Annotated in this window: 14 protein-coding genes; 4 read left to right on the top strand and 10 right to left on the bottom strand. The window is 32.0% G+C overall.

Annotation, left to right across the window (positions count from 1 at the left end):
• On the bottom strand, positions 1-885 hold the full coding sequence (locus AC2TDS_RS01570; RefSeq protein ID WP_484737377.1) for an ABC transporter ATP-binding protein: 885 nt from the start codon (positions 883-885) through the stop codon (positions 1-3).
• A gap of 389 nt (positions 886-1274) precedes the next feature.
• On the opposite strand from AC2TDS_RS01570, the gene AC2TDS_RS01565 reads away from it, so the two are divergent.
• From AC2TDS_RS01565 to AC2TDS_RS01555, 3 genes are all read left to right on the top strand, one after another.
• Entirely contained in the window at positions 1275-2228 is a 954-nt protein-coding gene (locus AC2TDS_RS01565; RefSeq protein ID WP_484737376.1) for a sensor histidine kinase, read from the top strand.
• Positions 2221-2934, top strand: coding sequence for a LytR/AlgR family response regulator transcription factor (locus AC2TDS_RS01560; protein ID WP_484737375.1), 714 nt, complete (start codon positions 2221-2223; stop codon positions 2932-2934). The genes AC2TDS_RS01565 and AC2TDS_RS01560 overlap by 8 nt, the downstream gene beginning before the upstream one ends.
• A 93-nt stretch (positions 2935-3027) precedes the next feature.
• Positions 3028-3336, top strand: coding sequence for a DUF6787 family protein (locus AC2TDS_RS01555; protein ID WP_484737374.1), 309 nt, complete (start codon positions 3028-3030; stop codon positions 3334-3336).
• 17 nt (positions 3337-3353) lie between these two features.
• Here AC2TDS_RS01555 and AC2TDS_RS01550 read toward each other — a convergent pair whose 3' ends face one another.
• Genes AC2TDS_RS01550 through AC2TDS_RS01530 form a run of 5 tightly spaced genes read right to left on the bottom strand, consistent with a single transcriptional unit; the run spans position 3354 to position 10188 of the window.
• Entirely contained in the window at positions 3354-4220 is an 867-nt protein-coding gene (locus tag AC2TDS_RS01550) for a mechanosensitive ion channel family protein (protein ID WP_484737373.1), read from the bottom strand.
• Positions 4220-4906 carry an aspartate/glutamate racemase family protein gene (locus tag AC2TDS_RS01545; protein WP_484737372.1) on the bottom strand — a complete coding sequence of 229 codons (687 nt, stop codon included), beginning with the start codon at positions 4904-4906 and terminating at the stop codon, positions 4220-4222. The genes AC2TDS_RS01550 and AC2TDS_RS01545 overlap by 1 nt, the downstream gene beginning before the upstream one ends.
• Positions 4907-7615 (bottom strand): DNA gyrase/topoisomerase IV subunit A, encoded by a 2709-nt coding sequence (locus tag AC2TDS_RS01540; protein WP_484737371.1) that lies wholly within the window; start codon positions 7613-7615, stop codon positions 4907-4909.
• A 34-nt stretch (positions 7616-7649) separates the two neighbouring features.
• Positions 7650-8330, bottom strand: a complete 681-nt coding sequence (gene lepB, locus AC2TDS_RS01535; protein ID WP_484737370.1) for a signal peptidase I — start codon at positions 8328-8330, stop codon at positions 7650-7652.
• 1 nt (position 8331) lies between these two features.
• A complete protein-coding gene (locus AC2TDS_RS01530; protein WP_484737369.1) occupies positions 8332-10188 on the bottom strand; it encodes a DNA topoisomerase IV subunit B in 1857 nt (618 codons plus the stop codon).
• Positions 10189-10683: 495 nt separating this feature from the next.
• Between AC2TDS_RS01530 and AC2TDS_RS01525 the strand changes: the two genes are divergently transcribed.
• Positions 10684-11649 (top strand): helix-turn-helix domain-containing protein, encoded by a 966-nt coding sequence (locus AC2TDS_RS01525; RefSeq protein WP_484737368.1) that lies wholly within the window; start codon positions 10684-10686, stop codon positions 11647-11649.
• Between the two features lie 6 nt (positions 11650-11655).
• On the opposite strand, the gene AC2TDS_RS01520 is transcribed toward AC2TDS_RS01525, so the two are convergent.
• Genes AC2TDS_RS01520 through AC2TDS_RS01505 form a run of 4 tightly spaced genes read right to left on the bottom strand, consistent with a single transcriptional unit; the run spans position 11656 to position 15255 of the window.
• Positions 11656-12489, bottom strand: coding sequence for a crotonase/enoyl-CoA hydratase family protein (locus AC2TDS_RS01520; protein ID WP_484737367.1), 834 nt, complete (start codon positions 12487-12489; stop codon positions 11656-11658).
• Between the two features lie 21 nt (positions 12490-12510).
• Complete coding sequence (locus AC2TDS_RS01515; protein ID WP_484737366.1) at positions 12511-13545, bottom strand: alpha/beta hydrolase; 1035 nt, start codon at positions 13543-13545, stop codon at positions 12511-12513.
• 13 nt (positions 13546-13558) lie between these two features.
• A complete protein-coding gene (locus AC2TDS_RS01510) occupies positions 13559-14671 on the bottom strand; it encodes a heparan-alpha-glucosaminide N-acetyltransferase domain-containing protein (protein ID WP_484737365.1) in 1113 nt (370 codons plus the stop codon).
• Positions 14672-14673: 2 nt separating this feature from the next.
• Positions 14674-15255: a nitroreductase family protein gene (locus AC2TDS_RS01505; protein WP_484737364.1), complete on the bottom strand. Its 582-nt coding sequence runs from the start codon at positions 15253-15255 to the stop codon at positions 14674-14676.
• Positions 15256-15257 lie beyond the last annotated feature (2 nt).

Raw genomic sequence — 15257 nt, 5'->3', positions numbered from 1 at the left:
TTATAAATTAGGTAAAGTTGAATTTAAATGAGAAAAATAAACGCTTTCTAAATCAGCATCCATAGTTCTAAAACCATTTTGCGGGTTTGTTTCCGAAAATATCTGCACTTGAGTATCACCAGATAACAACCTAGTTGATAATACATTATATCTACCCCTGTACAGGTCAATTTCTGATTTGCTAATCGTTCTTACCCAGATTTTATTTTGTAGTTTTTCGGTAAGATTTTTGGGATTTCCTTCTACTACAACTTTTCCTCCGCATAATATGGCCATGTTCTGGCATAATTCCCTTACATCTTCTACAATATGAGTAGATAGAATAATGATCACGTTCTCACCTATTTCACTTAATAAGTTCAAAAACCTATTTCGTTCTTCTGGATCCAAACCTGCAGTTGGCTCATCAACAATAATTAATCGAGGGCTTCCTAATAATGCTTGTGCAACACCAAAACGTTGACGCATTCCTCCTGAAAAAGTATGAACATCCTTTTTTCTGTGTACGTATAAATTGGTTTGCTGTAATAATGCTTTTACCTGATCATTCCGCTCATTTTTATTGGTAATACCCTTCAAAATTGCCATATGATTTAATAGATCTTGTGCATTTATTTTAGGATACACACCAAATTCTTGTGGCAGGTAGCCTAATTGTTTTCTAAGAAATTTTGGGTTTTTAACATTATCCTCTCCATTAAATTTAATAGTTCCCTCTGTAGGCTCTTGCAAGGTAGCAATGGTACGCATAAGCGAAGATTTTCCTGCTCCATTTGGCCCTAATAAACCAAACATCCCATTTTTTATTGTTAGCGACACATTGTTCAATGCCTTCATCCCATTGGAGTATTCCTTACTGATATTCTCGATTGTTAAAGTATTCATGTACGTTTTAATTTGGTTACACAAATGTATCTTCATGGTTTTCAGTGTTCTAATTATTATGACCAACCTGTTCTATATCTTCATATATCAATTCATAAAATAGCTCAATTCAATTCATCTCGTTTTTTAATGTGTTTATACAAAAAATAATAGTGTTCATCATATTAATTGGAAGACCTACAATACATTCTTATTTTTGTAGGATGATATACCACTACCTCAAAAAATATCGAGCGTTCGTATTTACATTACCTGTTCTACTGATTGTGTTTTATGTATTAGACATGGTAGGAATACTAAATATTCCTAATGACCAACCCGTTGAAATTTTTACAGTGATTCTTTTTTGGTGGATAAGCCTTTCTCTTCTTCTCAGTAGTATATTAAAAATGAATAGAAAAAAAAGAACAGAAACTGCAAAACATGCTTTGTACCTCTTACTACTATTAGCTGCATCTGTTTTTTCCGATAGAATTTTTAATATTCCAGATAATCCTATAACAATTGGAATGCTATTATTGTTTTGGTTTGGTCTTATAAATTTATTTTCTCCGGCTTTTCTGAAAAAATACAAAAAAATATTACTTTTTTATTATGTAAGCGTGTTGCTTGTTTTTACCTATTTTAGGCTACAAACAGTAACGTATGACAACTATTTAAGCATTAAAGAAAAGATATTATCACCACTATTAATAGGTTCTATACCCGTATTAATTTTAACATGGGTATACGAACAATGGAAATGGATAAAAACATTACAACAAGAAAAGACCAAAGCTGAATTAAGCTTATTAAAAACCCAAATAAACCCACACTTTTTTTTCAATACACTGAATAATTTATATTCTTTAACTGTCAGAAATTCTAAAAAGGCACCAGAAGTAATTTTAAAATTATCTGACATGATGCGGTATACTATTTATGAAGGAGAAAAAGAATTTGTTCCTTTAGAAAATGAAATAGCTTATTTAAAAAACTACATTGAACTTCATAAAATCCGATATCACAAAGATGTAGATATTAAATTTACAATTTCAAACAACTCACAAAACAACATAGCACCACTTTGTTTTATAATTCTTCTAGAAAATGCCTTTAAACATGGTGTAGAAAAACTTACTGAAAATGCCTATATACATATTGATTTAGTAAGCAATACCGATGGCATCTTTTTTACTATAGAAAATAATTTTGACGAGGATAATTCACTCATTACAAAAGGAATAGGATTGATAAATTTAAAACAGAGGTTATCTTTGATCTATCCTGAAAATCACGACTTACAAATTACTAACACCAACAAACTTTATAAAGTTGATTTAAAAATATACCTAAATGATTAAGTACATAATAATTGATGACGAACCTTTGGCGCATCAACTAATTGAAGAATTTTGTGGCATGTTACCACATTTACAATTAGTGAAAAATTGCTACAATGCCATTGAAGCAATGGCTTTTTTAAATAGTACGGAAATAGATTTCATGTTTTTAGATTTACATATGCCTAAACTTAAAGGATTTGATTTTCTGAAAACACTAAACAACCCTCCAAAAGTAATTGTTACCACTGCGTATAGTGAATTTGCTTTAGAAGGTTTTGAATTGAATGTAGCAGATTATATACTAAAACCATTTAGCTTTGAAAGATTATTAGTCGCAATTAATAAAGCAATTGCAACAAATAAACCTAACGCACAGGCTACTAGTTCAAATAATATTACTGTCACAAACAATTCACATCGTTTTTTTATAAAAGGAGACAAAAAATATCATCAAATAAATGCTAAAGAAATCTATTTTTTAGAAGCCTATGGTAACTATACTAAATTATTTCTTACCACAAAAGAAACCATAGTATGCCATGAAAAGATATCTAATTTTATGGATATACTTTTTAATGAAAACTTTTTACGGGTTCATAAATCATTTATTGTTGCTATTGATAAAATTAAAATTATAGAAGGAAATAGAATTTTAATGGCTACCGACTATAAAATTCCTATTGGTCAAACCTATAAAAGTTCGGTAAATAAATTATTTAACTAACTGATAAATTAATTGTTAACTAAAACTATTCTTAATAGTTAGGTTTAAATAACAACATTTGTATGCTTTTGTAGTTTTCAGTATTTTTGCATGATGGAAAAATTAAAACAACGTTGGGGAATCAATAGCACTTGGGATGTTATTGCTATTTTAATTGTTTTTGCTATAAATGGATCTTTCTCAGCTTGGGTTGCAAAACCTATTACAGCTTTTATTGGTCTTTATCCTGATTCAATATCTCCTTGGGTTTACTGGCCGCTTCGTATATTACTTATTTTCCCTATATATCAAACTACATTGCCAATAGTTGGGTGGTTATTTGGTCAATTTGATTTTTTCTGGGAATTCGAGAAGAAATTTCTAAAACGTCTAGGTTTCGGGTTTTTATTTAAAAATAAATAGTTCTGTAATTGAAATCTTTAGTTAGGAGCCAATGTTACGATTTTATGAATCGGAATTGGCAGATCAACGCCTTCCGCTACAAAACGTTTATGAACAGCTTCTTTTAAAGCACATTTTGTTTTAAACTCTAAAAAAGGCTCATTCAACCATAGGTATGCTCTGATGTGTATATAATCAGAATGAACATCTATAACCCTAACATCTACCTGATCTGAAGATAATAAAACCTGCTCTGGAGTCCGATTGTCCAAAGTATTTGGTTGTTTAATAGCTTCTTCCTGTATAATCTTTCTAGCTAAATTAATATCTGCTTTTAAGCCTATTTTAAAATTATTGAAACTGAGTATTTTTGAATCTTCAATAGTATGATTCAGCACGGAATCTGTACTGATAACCGAGTTGGGAATAATTAATCGTTTATTTTCAAAATTATTAATTACCGTATGCCGTAAATTAATGTCTTCTACAATTCCCAAGCGTGCATCATCTAATTTAATATAATCTCCTACTCGAAAAGGTCTGAATATAACAATAAAGGCTCCTGCTATTAAGTTCGACAAGGCTGCTTGCGCAGCAAAACCAATAATAGCAGCTAAAATTCCAGCACCCGAAAAGATAAGTGTTGCCTTACTCCTAAAAAAAGGTACGGTCATAATAATATATGCTATACCAAAAAAACCCATAAAGAATTTTACAGAATTACGTAAAAACTGAATACTGGTTCTTCCAAACCTATCTGTTTTTCGATATTTAATCAGTAAAACAATAAAGTATCTAATTATTCTGGAAAAAAACCAAGAAATCAGTATAACTACAAAAATATACGCCAGAATTCCGAAAAAAGAATTTAAATTAAACAGGTTTGATAACATCAGTTCTTTCATTATACGAAAAGGTTAAACGCTTTTGTGGCGTGTATGGTTGTGGTATCAAAAACTGGTATTGCTATTGATTTCTGTTTTATTAACAGAGGGATTTCAGTACATCCTAAAATAACCCCCTCCGCTCCTTCCTTCTCTAACTTAGCTATAATAGCCATGTATTGTTCTCTGGAAGTTTCGTTCAATATGCCTTTTGATAATTCATCATAAATAACCCTATGGATGATCTCTCTATCATCGTCTCGGGGAATGATTGTATCAATACCATGCTTTTTTAATACGTCTTTGTAAAATGCTTTTTCCATGGTATATTTTGTTCCTAACAGTGCTACTTTTTCGAGTCCCTTCTCTATGATGATTTCTGCAGTAGCCTCAGCAATATGTATAACAGGTATATTTACCGCTTTTCTAACTGCATCAATGGTTAAATGCATGGTATTGGCACAAATTAAAATAGCACTTGCTCCACCTTGCTCTAGACTTGAAGCTGCCTTAGCCATAATGTTTTCTAAGCGGTCCCAATCTCCAACGGATTGTAGTTTGGAAATCTCACCAAAATCAACCGAATTTATCAATACTTTAGCAGAATGATTTTCTCCATAAGTTTTACTCGCCAAATCGTTTAAAACCTGGTAATACATGATAGTCGATTGTGGTGTTATACCTCCTATTAAACCAATTGTTTCCATTTAAAATAATGCGGTTTGACTGTCTTCATCACCATCTTTTTTCTTTTTTTGAAGCGCTCTTTCTAATGCTTTTTTTGCCTTTGCTTCTTTAGATTCTTCAAACTCTTTTGTGTTATTTTCGTCTACTTCTAAAGGTAATGATTCTTCTTTAATTTCCTCCTCTTCATTCACTTCTATATCTTCTACTCTATCTTCAACGGGTTCTTCATACGGTAAAGGGTCTAACAGATTAACGGTACGTATTTTCTCTGTAGTTAATTGATTCCCTTGAGCTTTAATACCTTTAACAGCAATAAAACTTTCAAAGTCTACCTCTATTTTTTCTAAACTACGTTTCGAAAAAATCACTTCTGCTACCGGGCGATAATCAGTGGCAATACTTTCTAATTTTGATTTATCGTGTTCAGAAATAAAATGTTCTTCTTTATCTACCGAATCGAGTAAAAAGCGTTTTACATAATAACGTTCTTTATTTCCATCATAGTATATCACTGAAATAGGCTTTTTAGCATTCCATTTTTCAAGAATAAGCATGTCATTGTCAAAATGCATTGCCAAATCAGGTGTAACCGCTTTTATTTTACCACTTTGCGTTGCTATCAACAATTTATCTTCTGCTCTAAATTCACCTAATAATTCTCCTCTTTCGTCAACATTTAAGCGTTTTACAGCGGTATCATACCAAATTTTTCTAGGTTTTAAAGTAGATACTCCTGACGACTTAAATTCTATTTTCTTAATAGCATATTTGGTTACCTGATTTCCTCTAGCGCTTCTACTTTTAATTGCTAAATCTGCGAAATCAATATCCCATTTTAACTTTTTAATACTTCCTACCGCTCGTAACAAAACAGTAACCACTTCGGCTTCTCCATTTGGGTTTGCCGTGAAGTAAAGTAGTTTTGATCCTTTACTTCCATTGGTTAAATCGTATTCTTTGTCTCTAGTTATACTCATAACATTAAAACGTTTCATATAACTTGGTCCGCGTACCCCATCTTTATAAATCATGTTATACACTGTGCGCTTATCTTTCTTTTTAAAGACAGCGATATGAACAATACCTTTTCCTACAAAAGTTTTAGATGCTACTTTCGAAACAATCATTGATCCATTATCTCTAAAAACAATAACATCATCAATATCGGCACAATCTGTTATATACTCATCTTTTTTTAGTGAAGTACCAATAAAACCTTCTTCTCTGTTTACATACAATTTGGCATTGCGCATCACTACTTTCGTTGCGACAATATCATCAAAGGTTCTGATTTCGGTTATACGCTCTTTACCTTTACCGTATTTTGTTTTTAGTACCTTGAAATAATCGATAGCAAAATCAACTAAGTTGTCTAAATGATGCTTAACTTCTTTGATTTTGTCTTCTAAATTCTCAATAAATTGCTTTGCTTTATCTATATCAAATTTCGAAATCTTTTTAATTCTAATTTCTGTTAAACGAAGGATATCTTCTTCGGTAACCTCTCTTTTTAAGTGTTTAGTATGAGGTTTCAGCCCTTTATCTATAGCTTCAATTACTCCTTCCCATGTTTCTACCTCTTCAATATCACGATAAATTCGATTTTCAATAAAAATTCGTTCTAATGAGGCAAAATGCCATTGCTCTTCTAGTTCATGTAACTGAATTTCTAATTCTCGTTTTAATAATTCAACGGTAAAATCGGTTGATTTCTGTAAAATTTCAGTAACTCCTATAAAAATGGGTTTATTATCTTCGATAATACAGCACAATGGTGAAATAGAATTTTCACAATTGGTAAATGCATATAATGCGTCTATAGTTTTATCAGGAGATACATTCGGAGGTAAGTGTATTACGATTTCTACATTAGCCGCGGTATTATCTTCAATTTTCTTTATTTTTATTTTCCCTTTCTCATTCGCTTTTAAAATACTGTCAATAAGCGAAGAAGTGGTAGTACCAAAAGGGATTTCTGTAATGATTAGTGTTTTCTTATCTAGTTGTGATATTTTAGCTCTAACACGAACCTTCCCTCCTCTTTTTCCATCATTATAATTCGTGAAATCAGCAATTCCACCTGTTAAAAAATCAGGTAAAATAGAAAAACTTCTTCCTTTTAAGTATTTAATAGAAGCATCTATTAATTCAATAAAATTATGAGGTAATATCTTCGTTGATAACCCTACTGCAATACCCTCAGCGCCTTGTGCTAATAACAGAGGAAATTTTACAGGAAGATTAACGGGTTCCTTTTTTCTACCATCGTATGATAGTTGCCATTCGGTGGTTTTAGGGTTGAAAACAATATCTAAGGCTAATTTTGACAAACGTGCTTCTATATATCTTGAGGCTGCTGCACGGTCACCTGTTAAAATATTACCCCAGTTTCCCTGCATATCAATTAGCAGTTCTTTTTGCCCCATTTGAACCATGGCATCAGCAATAGAAGCATCACCATGCGGGTGGTACTGCATGGTATGCCCAACAATATTTGCTACCTTATTGTAACGACCATCATCCAAGTCTTTCATTGAATGCATTATACGTCGTTGTACAGGTTTAAAACCATCTTCAATAGAAGGCACCGCCCGTTCTAAAATAACATACGAAGCATAATCTAAAAACCACTCTTTATACATGCCCGTTACCTTGGTAATCGTTTCTGTATTTTCAATAGGTTGGTTTAATTCTTCTTCGTGTTCGTAATTACTGTTTTCTTCGCTCATTTACACTAACGTTTACGCGTTTTGAGTTTATTTATTATTTATTAAGTACCACTCCTACAATATTAGAAATATCAATCAATCCTACAAATCTTGAATCCAATGAATTGTCTCTATTATCTCCCATAACAAATACTTTATTTTTAGGTATGTGTAAGGGACCAAAATTATCTTTATTCCAATTTTTTTCGAATATTGAATTTACGTTATTATCTGTTGCACCTGCCTGTTCTGCTATCCTTTTATTTTCTATTTTATTTAATTTAGCAAATTCTTCATCTAATAGTAATATTATAGACCCATTTTGAGTCATATGCTTAAATTCATTATTCTGTATTTCTTTCTTATCTTTTAAAGAATCATACTCTTCCATCGTAAGCTCATAAGTACGAATTAATGTCAAATTTTCATCTATATTTTTACTGTTAATATAAAAAACACCGTCTTTAATTTCTATAGTGTCTCCTTCACCTCCTAACATTCTGTGCACTCTTATATGCTTTCCTAACAGATCGTCTTCATAGTTATAGCAAACGAAATCTTTGTTTTTAGGTTCACTTAAATTTGTAACAAACATATAAGAGCCTAAAGCTATATTCGGTTCATTAGCTGTTGTTGGATTATGATACATTTTAAATAGACCTAGTCCTCCTATAAATTCATACATAACGAGTAAAGCAACAATGCCAATTATTACCCCTTTGATTCCTTTTTTCATATTAGTTTTCTTCTAAAAGATCTAACTCTACTTTTAAATTTTCAATAATAAACTTCTGTCTGTCAGGAGTATTTTTACCCATGTAAAACTGCAACATTTGTTCTATCGACATTTCTTTGTCTAACATTACTGGGTCTAAGCGAATATCATCACCAATAAAATGTACAAATTCATTTGGTGAAATCTCACCCAATCCTTTAAATCGAGTAATCTCTGGTTTCCCTTTCAATTTATTCATAGCTTGTTGCCTTTCTTCATCCGAATAACAGTAAATAGTTTCTTTTTTGTTTCTTACTCTAAACAAAGGTGTGTCTAAAATATACAGATGTCCTTCTTTAATAACTTCAGGGAAAAACTGTAAGAAAAACGTTATTAAAAGCAATCGAATATGCATCCCATCAACATCGGCATCCGTTGCTATTACTACATTATTATAGCGCAAGCCTTCTAAACCATCTTCTATATTTAAAGCCGCCTGCAATAAATTAAACTCTTCATTTTCATACACTATCTTTTTAGATAATCCATAAGAGTTTAGGGGTTTTCCTTTTAAACTAAATACAGCTTGGGTATTTACATTACGTGATTTGGTAATGGATCCACTTGCCGAATCTCCCTCGGTAATAAACAAGGTAGTTTCTAAATAGTTTTCTTTTTTGGTATCACCAAAATGGATCCGGCAATCTCGTAGTTTTTTATTGTGTAAACTGGCTTTTTTAGCACGATCTCTTGCCAACTTCCGAATACCTGAAAGTTCTTTACGTTCTTTCTCTGCTTGTAATATTTTCTTTTGAAGTATCTCCGCTACTTGGGTATTCTTATGTAAATAATTATCGAGTTTATTTTTTACAAAGTCGTTAATATAGGTTCTTACAGTAGGTAAGTTACCTCCCATTTCAGTAGATCCTAATTTTGTTTTTGTTTGACTTTCAAAAACGGGTTCCATTACTTTAATGGAAATTGCTGAGATAATGGATTTACGAACGTCAGAAGCTTCAAAGTTTTTATTATAAAACTCTCGAATTGTTTTTACCACAGCCTCTCTAAAAGCAGCCTGATGGGTTCCTCCTTGGGTGGTGTTTTGGCCATTTACAAATGAATGATATTCTTCTGAATACTGAGTTTTACTATGTGTCATAGCCACTTCAATATCATCACCTCGCAAGTGGATTATCGGATACAACATATCTTCTTGGTTGTTGTTGTCTTCCAATAGGTCTTTTAATCCATTTTCTGAATAGTATTTTTCACCGTTAAAAACAATGGTCAGCCCTGGATTCAGGTATACATAGTTTTTGAGTAATTTGATGATGTATTCAGGACGATATTTATAATTCTTAAAAATGGTTTCATCCGCAATAAAGCTCACCTTAGTACCTCTTCTACGAGATGTTTCTTCTAAAAGATCCTGATGGGTTAAGTTTCCTTTTTCAAATTCTGCTGAAGCAGATTTTCCATCACGTGAAGATTCTACTTTAAAATACGATGAGAGTGCATTCACTGCCTTTGTACCTACTCCGTTAAGCCCTACTGACTTTTTAAAGGCTTTTGAGTCATACTTACCTCCCGTGTTCATCTTAGAAACTACATCGACCACTTTTCCTAAAGGAATTCCTCTCCCATAATCACGAACAACCACTTTATTCTCTTGAACCGATACCTCTATGGTTTTTCCTCCTCCCATGACAAATTCGTCAATGGAGTTATCTAGTACTTCTTTTACCAGGATATAAATACCATCATCTGGCGATGAACCATCTCCCAATTTCCCGATATACATCCCCGGACGCATCCTGATATGTTCTTTCCAGTCGAGCGATCGTATGTTATCTTCGGTGTATTGTGTTTCCTTTGCCATAAATATTCTGTAGTCTTGAAGTCATGGCTAAAATAACATTAAACATTATAAAATAAAAAACTCTGTTGAATTAATTTTCAACAGAGTTATTAGTTGTTTCTTTTTCAGACTTTTTTTCCCATTTGCATAGGGTTCTCCCATATCTTTCGGCTTTAACTTCTGTTGTTTGCTTAATTATATCCTTGCATTTTAGTAAACCTCTGCAGTTTTTTTTAAAATGATAGCGTTTAATTGACTATTAAATAATACATTTTGTTTTGTCATAATTGTTTAATCTAAATTAAATTTCTACAGTTATAATTTTAGTAATCGATGCGTTACTTATTTTTTATTACTAAGTTTCTATTTTTGTGGCATGTTCTTTGGTCAATTTATTTACTCACAAAATAATAATTTATATGTTAAATCATTTGGTTTTTAACAATTCTTCAAAAAAGCATGTTATTCTTTTATTTAGATTGAATAAGCATTAAATTTGCATATTTCCCTATAAAAATGATGATACAAACAGAACTAGATTCGATCTTTAATGGTGCACTGGAAATAGCACCCGACAAAAATAATTGTGGTATTCTCTCAAATACTAGAAAATTACATAATGACTACGGAAATGGAGTTGTAGAAAGTCACTGTTTCGACGGCTTATACATAGGCTATTTTCAAGGAACATTACATAAAAATTATATTTTTAAAAATAGATCCAAAACAAATTCTTTGGAGTTTTCATTTCTTATCCAAGGTGAAAAGGTGATTCGCTTTAGTCATATTAGTAAACCTATTATACAAGAAGAACAGGATTGTTTGCTTTATTTTACCAATCAATTCAAGGGTGAGCTAGCTTATTACACCGATAAACCCATTAGAGAGGTAAAAATAAAAATGTATTACGAATTCATAAAAAAACATCAACTTATTTCGTTATTTCAGTTATTTATGGATCAGCATCCTAGTAGCTATAAAGACCGGACTAGTTATATTTCCCCTTCTTGTTTTGAAACTCAGAATATCATCACAGAAATTATTACAGATACAAAAAAAGGGATCTTGAAGCGCTTATTTTTAGAGGCCAAGGTACTTGAACTCGTAGCTCTTCAGGTGCAGCATAAAAGTAAAATAAATAGTTCTGATAGTTTAGTAAAAAAAGTTCATGTTGTTAAAAATATTATTTCTTCTAATCTTAACGAGCAGTTTTCGGTAAAAGAATTATCGCGAAAGGTACTCTTGAATGACACTGTATTAAAAAAAGAATTCAAACGAATATTTGATACCTCTATATCAGAATACTCATTATCCATAAGAATGAACAAAGCCAAAGAGTTACTTTTGCATACCACTAAACCCATTTATGAAATTTCGGATTTAGTGGGATACAAAAATCCTACGCATTTTTCAGCAGCCTTTAAAAAGCAGGTAAAAATGACTCCAAAACAATTTAGGAATCATCTTTCAAAAACAAGCTAGTTGCTTTTATCGTACCTCCAAGTTTAATCTTCTGTTTTGAGCGTTTATAATTAATTCCATACGCCTTAAATCCTTCGCATTCATATTCAAGCAAGCATTTACCCACAAATCAGTTACATCCAGTAATTCCTCCTTCTGTATCGGGAATACTCTTTTGATACTTTGATAGTGGCTATATTTAAAATTAAAGCTGTTTTTGTTTTTATTAATATAATCTACAATACATTCCATTCCATCCTCCTTTTCATTAATATTATCTATTAATCCTAATACCTCTAATTCTTTGGCTTTGTAAATATTACCACTGTAAATTAAATCGATGGCCGTTTTTACGTTTAATTTTCGGCATAAAAAGCTGTAAGCTCCCATTCCTGGAAAAAGATTGAATTTATTTTCAGGTAAACAAAATTTAGCAGATGATTTTGCCAAAATAATATCATGTGCCAAAGCGCATTCAAAACCACCTCCATAAGCATTCCCTTCAACAAGTGCTATATTTAAAGCAGGCAAGCCGAAAGTTGTATATATATTATAAATTGCATCAATGCATAGATAGGCGTATTCTTGTAAGATTTCTCTATCTCTATTTTTAATACTTTCAAAAAAGAAAGGTAAATCGCCTCCTAAATTGTATACTCCTTCGTATTCAGATGAAGAGACTATATATTTTAAAGGGTATCGTTTATCGGAAAACATTATATGTAAGTCTTCTACGAATCTTTTAAATTCTCGTAATCCTTCTATTGAAAAATTCGGAATTCCGTCAGTTTTAATTTTCCAAATAATTAATTCCTGTTCTGGAAAATAATTGACCTCTACATGTTTGTATTTTTTTAGCATTGTTTTAGGGACTTTTATGTTCTAGTTATTTTTATAGATATCTTTTAACATTGTGCAAATTTGTTCTAAAGCTGCTTTGGAAGCTTCGGTATGTTTCAAGGCGTTCAGCGCAATAAAATCATGAATCGTACCTCCATAACGTGTTGATGTTACCTTCACTCCTGCTGCTCTTAATTTTTTAGCATACGATTCTCCTTCGTCTCTTAAAACATCGTATTCTGCTGTGATTAATAAGGTTCTTGGAAGTCCTTTAAGTTCTTCTTTACTTGCTTTTAAAGGGACTACGGTTGATAGGTTTCTCCATTCTTTATTTGGTGCATAAGTATTCCAAAACCATAACATGGTATCTCTCGATAAATAATGTCCTTTCGAAAATCGTTCGTATGATTGTGTATTCAAATTATCATCGGTAACAGGATAGAGAAGTATTTGTGCATCTAGCTTTGGGGTGTTTCTTTGTTTTGCCATCATTGCAATTACTGTAGCCATATTTCCACCAGCACTATCTCCCGCTACTACCATCTTATTCGGGTCTAATCCGTTTTTTACTCCATGTTTAGAAATCCATACTAAGGAGGCATATCCTTCTTCATTGGCTGTTGGATACCTTACTTCAGGAGATCTTGAAAATTCGACAAAAACGACAGCGATATTGGCCTTTAGAGCAATGTCAGACATTAATCGCTTATGCGTATTAAAGCTATTTAAAACCCAGCCTCCGCCATGAAAATAGACTAAAACAGGTAGTGTTTTATTGTTGTTTGTTTTAGGTTTAACAATTACCAATTTAATCGATTTTCCTCCAGACTGTATTGTTTTACGTTCAATAAATACCGCTGTATCGTTTGTATCTTCCACTTCTTTTTGCAAATCTTCCATGGCTTGCCTAGCAATGGGTAGTGGTAGTTCTTGTAACGGAGGCCCTTGATACGCATGAATTAGTTCTAAGAATTCTTGAACCTCTGGATCCAAGCCATAACTTCCGGCTAGATTGACTTGCCCTAACAAAAGGGATGTTTGAATTATAAAAAATATAAGAATACACTTTGATTTCATGGCTAACCGTGTGTTATTTGATAGTAACTTGTTTCATTTTCCTTCGAACTTGCTTTCTTTCTTTAATAACTCCTTGCAATTCATTCTTTAACCAAAGAATCAAAAATGTCATTAGAGTAAATAGAATTATAACACCTATAAGTTTCAACTGACTTGATTCTTCAGAATATCCAAATAACAATATTCCCCAGTAAATTAAAATCCATTGTACTATATAAAATGAGGTAACGTTCTTACTAGCATAGTCTAACACAGAAAAAAGCATGTTAGGTATGAATTTTACAATTTGATGGGCGAACCATATTAACAATAAATTTATCCCCATCAACACGATGGTTCCACCTGGTCCTAAGTGGTAGTAATCTCCAAAATGATAATCGTAATTAATAGAGCAAAGTACTACACCCAAGGCTACAAACCCAATACCAAAAGGAAGCATTTTTCCAAACATAAAATGTATATCACTCTTTTTTTCTTTATACCACATTCCGAAGAATAGACCTATTAAAATAAATGACATCCATGGAAATACTGGAAAGTATACATTATAATTTTTACCCCAAAATAAATCACATATATAGTCTAACCCAACAACATTTACTCTGAAACCACTCAATTCTCTTGAGGTAAACATTATAAGTATCGCTATTATTAAAGCGGCATATTTATTTTTAATAATTTTAATTATGAATCCCATGATAATTAGAGAGATCCCTGCTAACTGCAAAATATCACCTAATAAGGTGTAAAAGACATAATTGTTAGGATTGTCAGGCGTCAATCCATTCGCTGTTAAAAACGCATCTGGAAACCCTCCAAATGCAACCATTGGAACAATGAATCTAACCAAATTTAAGAGGTACCCTAATAGCAAAATTTTGATTCCGCGAATGGTTATTTTTCCCATGCTTAATTTTCCTGAAAAAACAAAAGAAAGTCCCATGATAATTAAAAACATAGGGGTTCCTCTTTCTAATATTTGTATCAATTCCCCAAGAGGTGTATCATTCCAAGTATCCATGGTAGAATATACTATCATAACATGCACCGGAATCATTAACAATACACTAAAACCTCTTACTAAATCAATAGTGTTTATTCTTTTATTCTTATTATTTGCTTCCATTTTTATTCTTTATGCCAACTAAGTTTCTTTATTACTGATTTTCTTTTTCTGTTAATTTGAGGTAGGTTTTCCTTTAAGTGCCCCATATAGAATATTCCAACACATTTTTCATCAGGTTCTAATTCAATAGCTTTATTTACATAGTCTATCGTAGCTATACCTGTATCCCAATAACTACCGATATTAAGAGCAGTGCAACTCAACCACATATTTTGTACCGCACATGAAATAGCCGCTATTTCCTCCCACTCTGGTAGTTGAACTCTTTTACTGGGTTGAAATATCAATGCCAACAGCGTTGCATTCTTTGGATAGGTTTTAGTTTCTTCAAAACGTTCCTTAGAATATTCTTCTTCAGAATAGATATCTCTATAGTAGTTTGCCATATAAGTCCCTAATTTTTCTCGGTGGCTTCCTTCCAATACAACAAAACGCCAAGGTTGTGTTAATTTATGAGTTGGCGCCCATATACCATTGGTAACTACAGTCTCAATCATTTCTTTAGAGAGCTCTTTTTCTGAAAAATCAAAAGCGTAATGTGTTCTTCTCGTTTTTATGAGTTCACTTAATTCTTCGAGTTTCATAA

The organism is Tenacibaculum profundicola (genome assembly GCF_057220795.1).
This window is presented reverse-complemented; position numbering and strand designations above follow the sequence as displayed.

Excerpts from the sequence above, each read along its gene's own strand:
- AC2TDS_RS01570 (WP_484737377.1), bottom strand. The coding sequence starts at position 885 with ATGAATACTTTAACAATCGAGAATATCAGTAAGGAATACTCCAATGGG.
- AC2TDS_RS01565 (WP_484737376.1), top strand. The coding sequence starts at position 1,275 with ATGAATAGAAAAAAAAGAACAGAAACTGCAAAACATGCTTTGTACCTC.
- AC2TDS_RS01560 (WP_484737375.1), top strand. The coding sequence starts at position 2,221 with ATGATTAAGTACATAATAATTGATGACGAACCTTTGGCGCATCAACTA.
- AC2TDS_RS01555 (WP_484737374.1), top strand. The coding sequence starts at position 3,028 with ATGGAAAAATTAAAACAACGTTGGGGAATCAATAGCACTTGGGATGTT.
- AC2TDS_RS01550 (WP_484737373.1), bottom strand. The coding sequence starts at position 4,220 with ATGAAAGAACTGATGTTATCAAACCTGTTTAATTTAAATTCTTTTTTC.
- AC2TDS_RS01545 (WP_484737372.1), bottom strand. The coding sequence starts at position 4,906 with ATGGAAACAATTGGTTTAATAGGAGGTATAACACCACAATCGACTATC.
- AC2TDS_RS01540 (WP_484737371.1), bottom strand. The coding sequence starts at position 7,615 with ATGAGCGAAGAAAACAGTAATTACGAACACGAAGAAGAATTAAACCAA.
- lepB (WP_484737370.1), bottom strand. The coding sequence starts at position 8,330 with ATGAAAAAAGGAATCAAAGGGGTAATAATTGGCATTGTTGCTTTACTC.
- AC2TDS_RS01530 (WP_484737369.1), bottom strand. The coding sequence starts at position 10,188 with ATGGCAAAGGAAACACAATACACCGAAGATAACATACGATCGCTCGAC.
- AC2TDS_RS01525 (WP_484737368.1), top strand. The coding sequence starts at position 10,684 with ATGATGATACAAACAGAACTAGATTCGATCTTTAATGGTGCACTGGAA.
- AC2TDS_RS01520 (WP_484737367.1), bottom strand. The coding sequence starts at position 12,489 with ATGCTAAAAAAATACAAACATGTAGAGGTCAATTATTTTCCAGAACAG.
- AC2TDS_RS01515 (WP_484737366.1), bottom strand. The coding sequence starts at position 13,545 with ATGAAATCAAAGTGTATTCTTATATTTTTTATAATTCAAACATCCCTT.
- AC2TDS_RS01510 (WP_484737365.1), bottom strand. The coding sequence starts at position 14,671 with ATGGAAGCAAATAATAAGAATAAAAGAATAAACACTATTGATTTAGTA.
- AC2TDS_RS01505 (WP_484737364.1), bottom strand. The coding sequence starts at position 15,255 with ATGAAACTCGAAGAATTAAGTGAACTCATAAAAACGAGAAGAACACAT.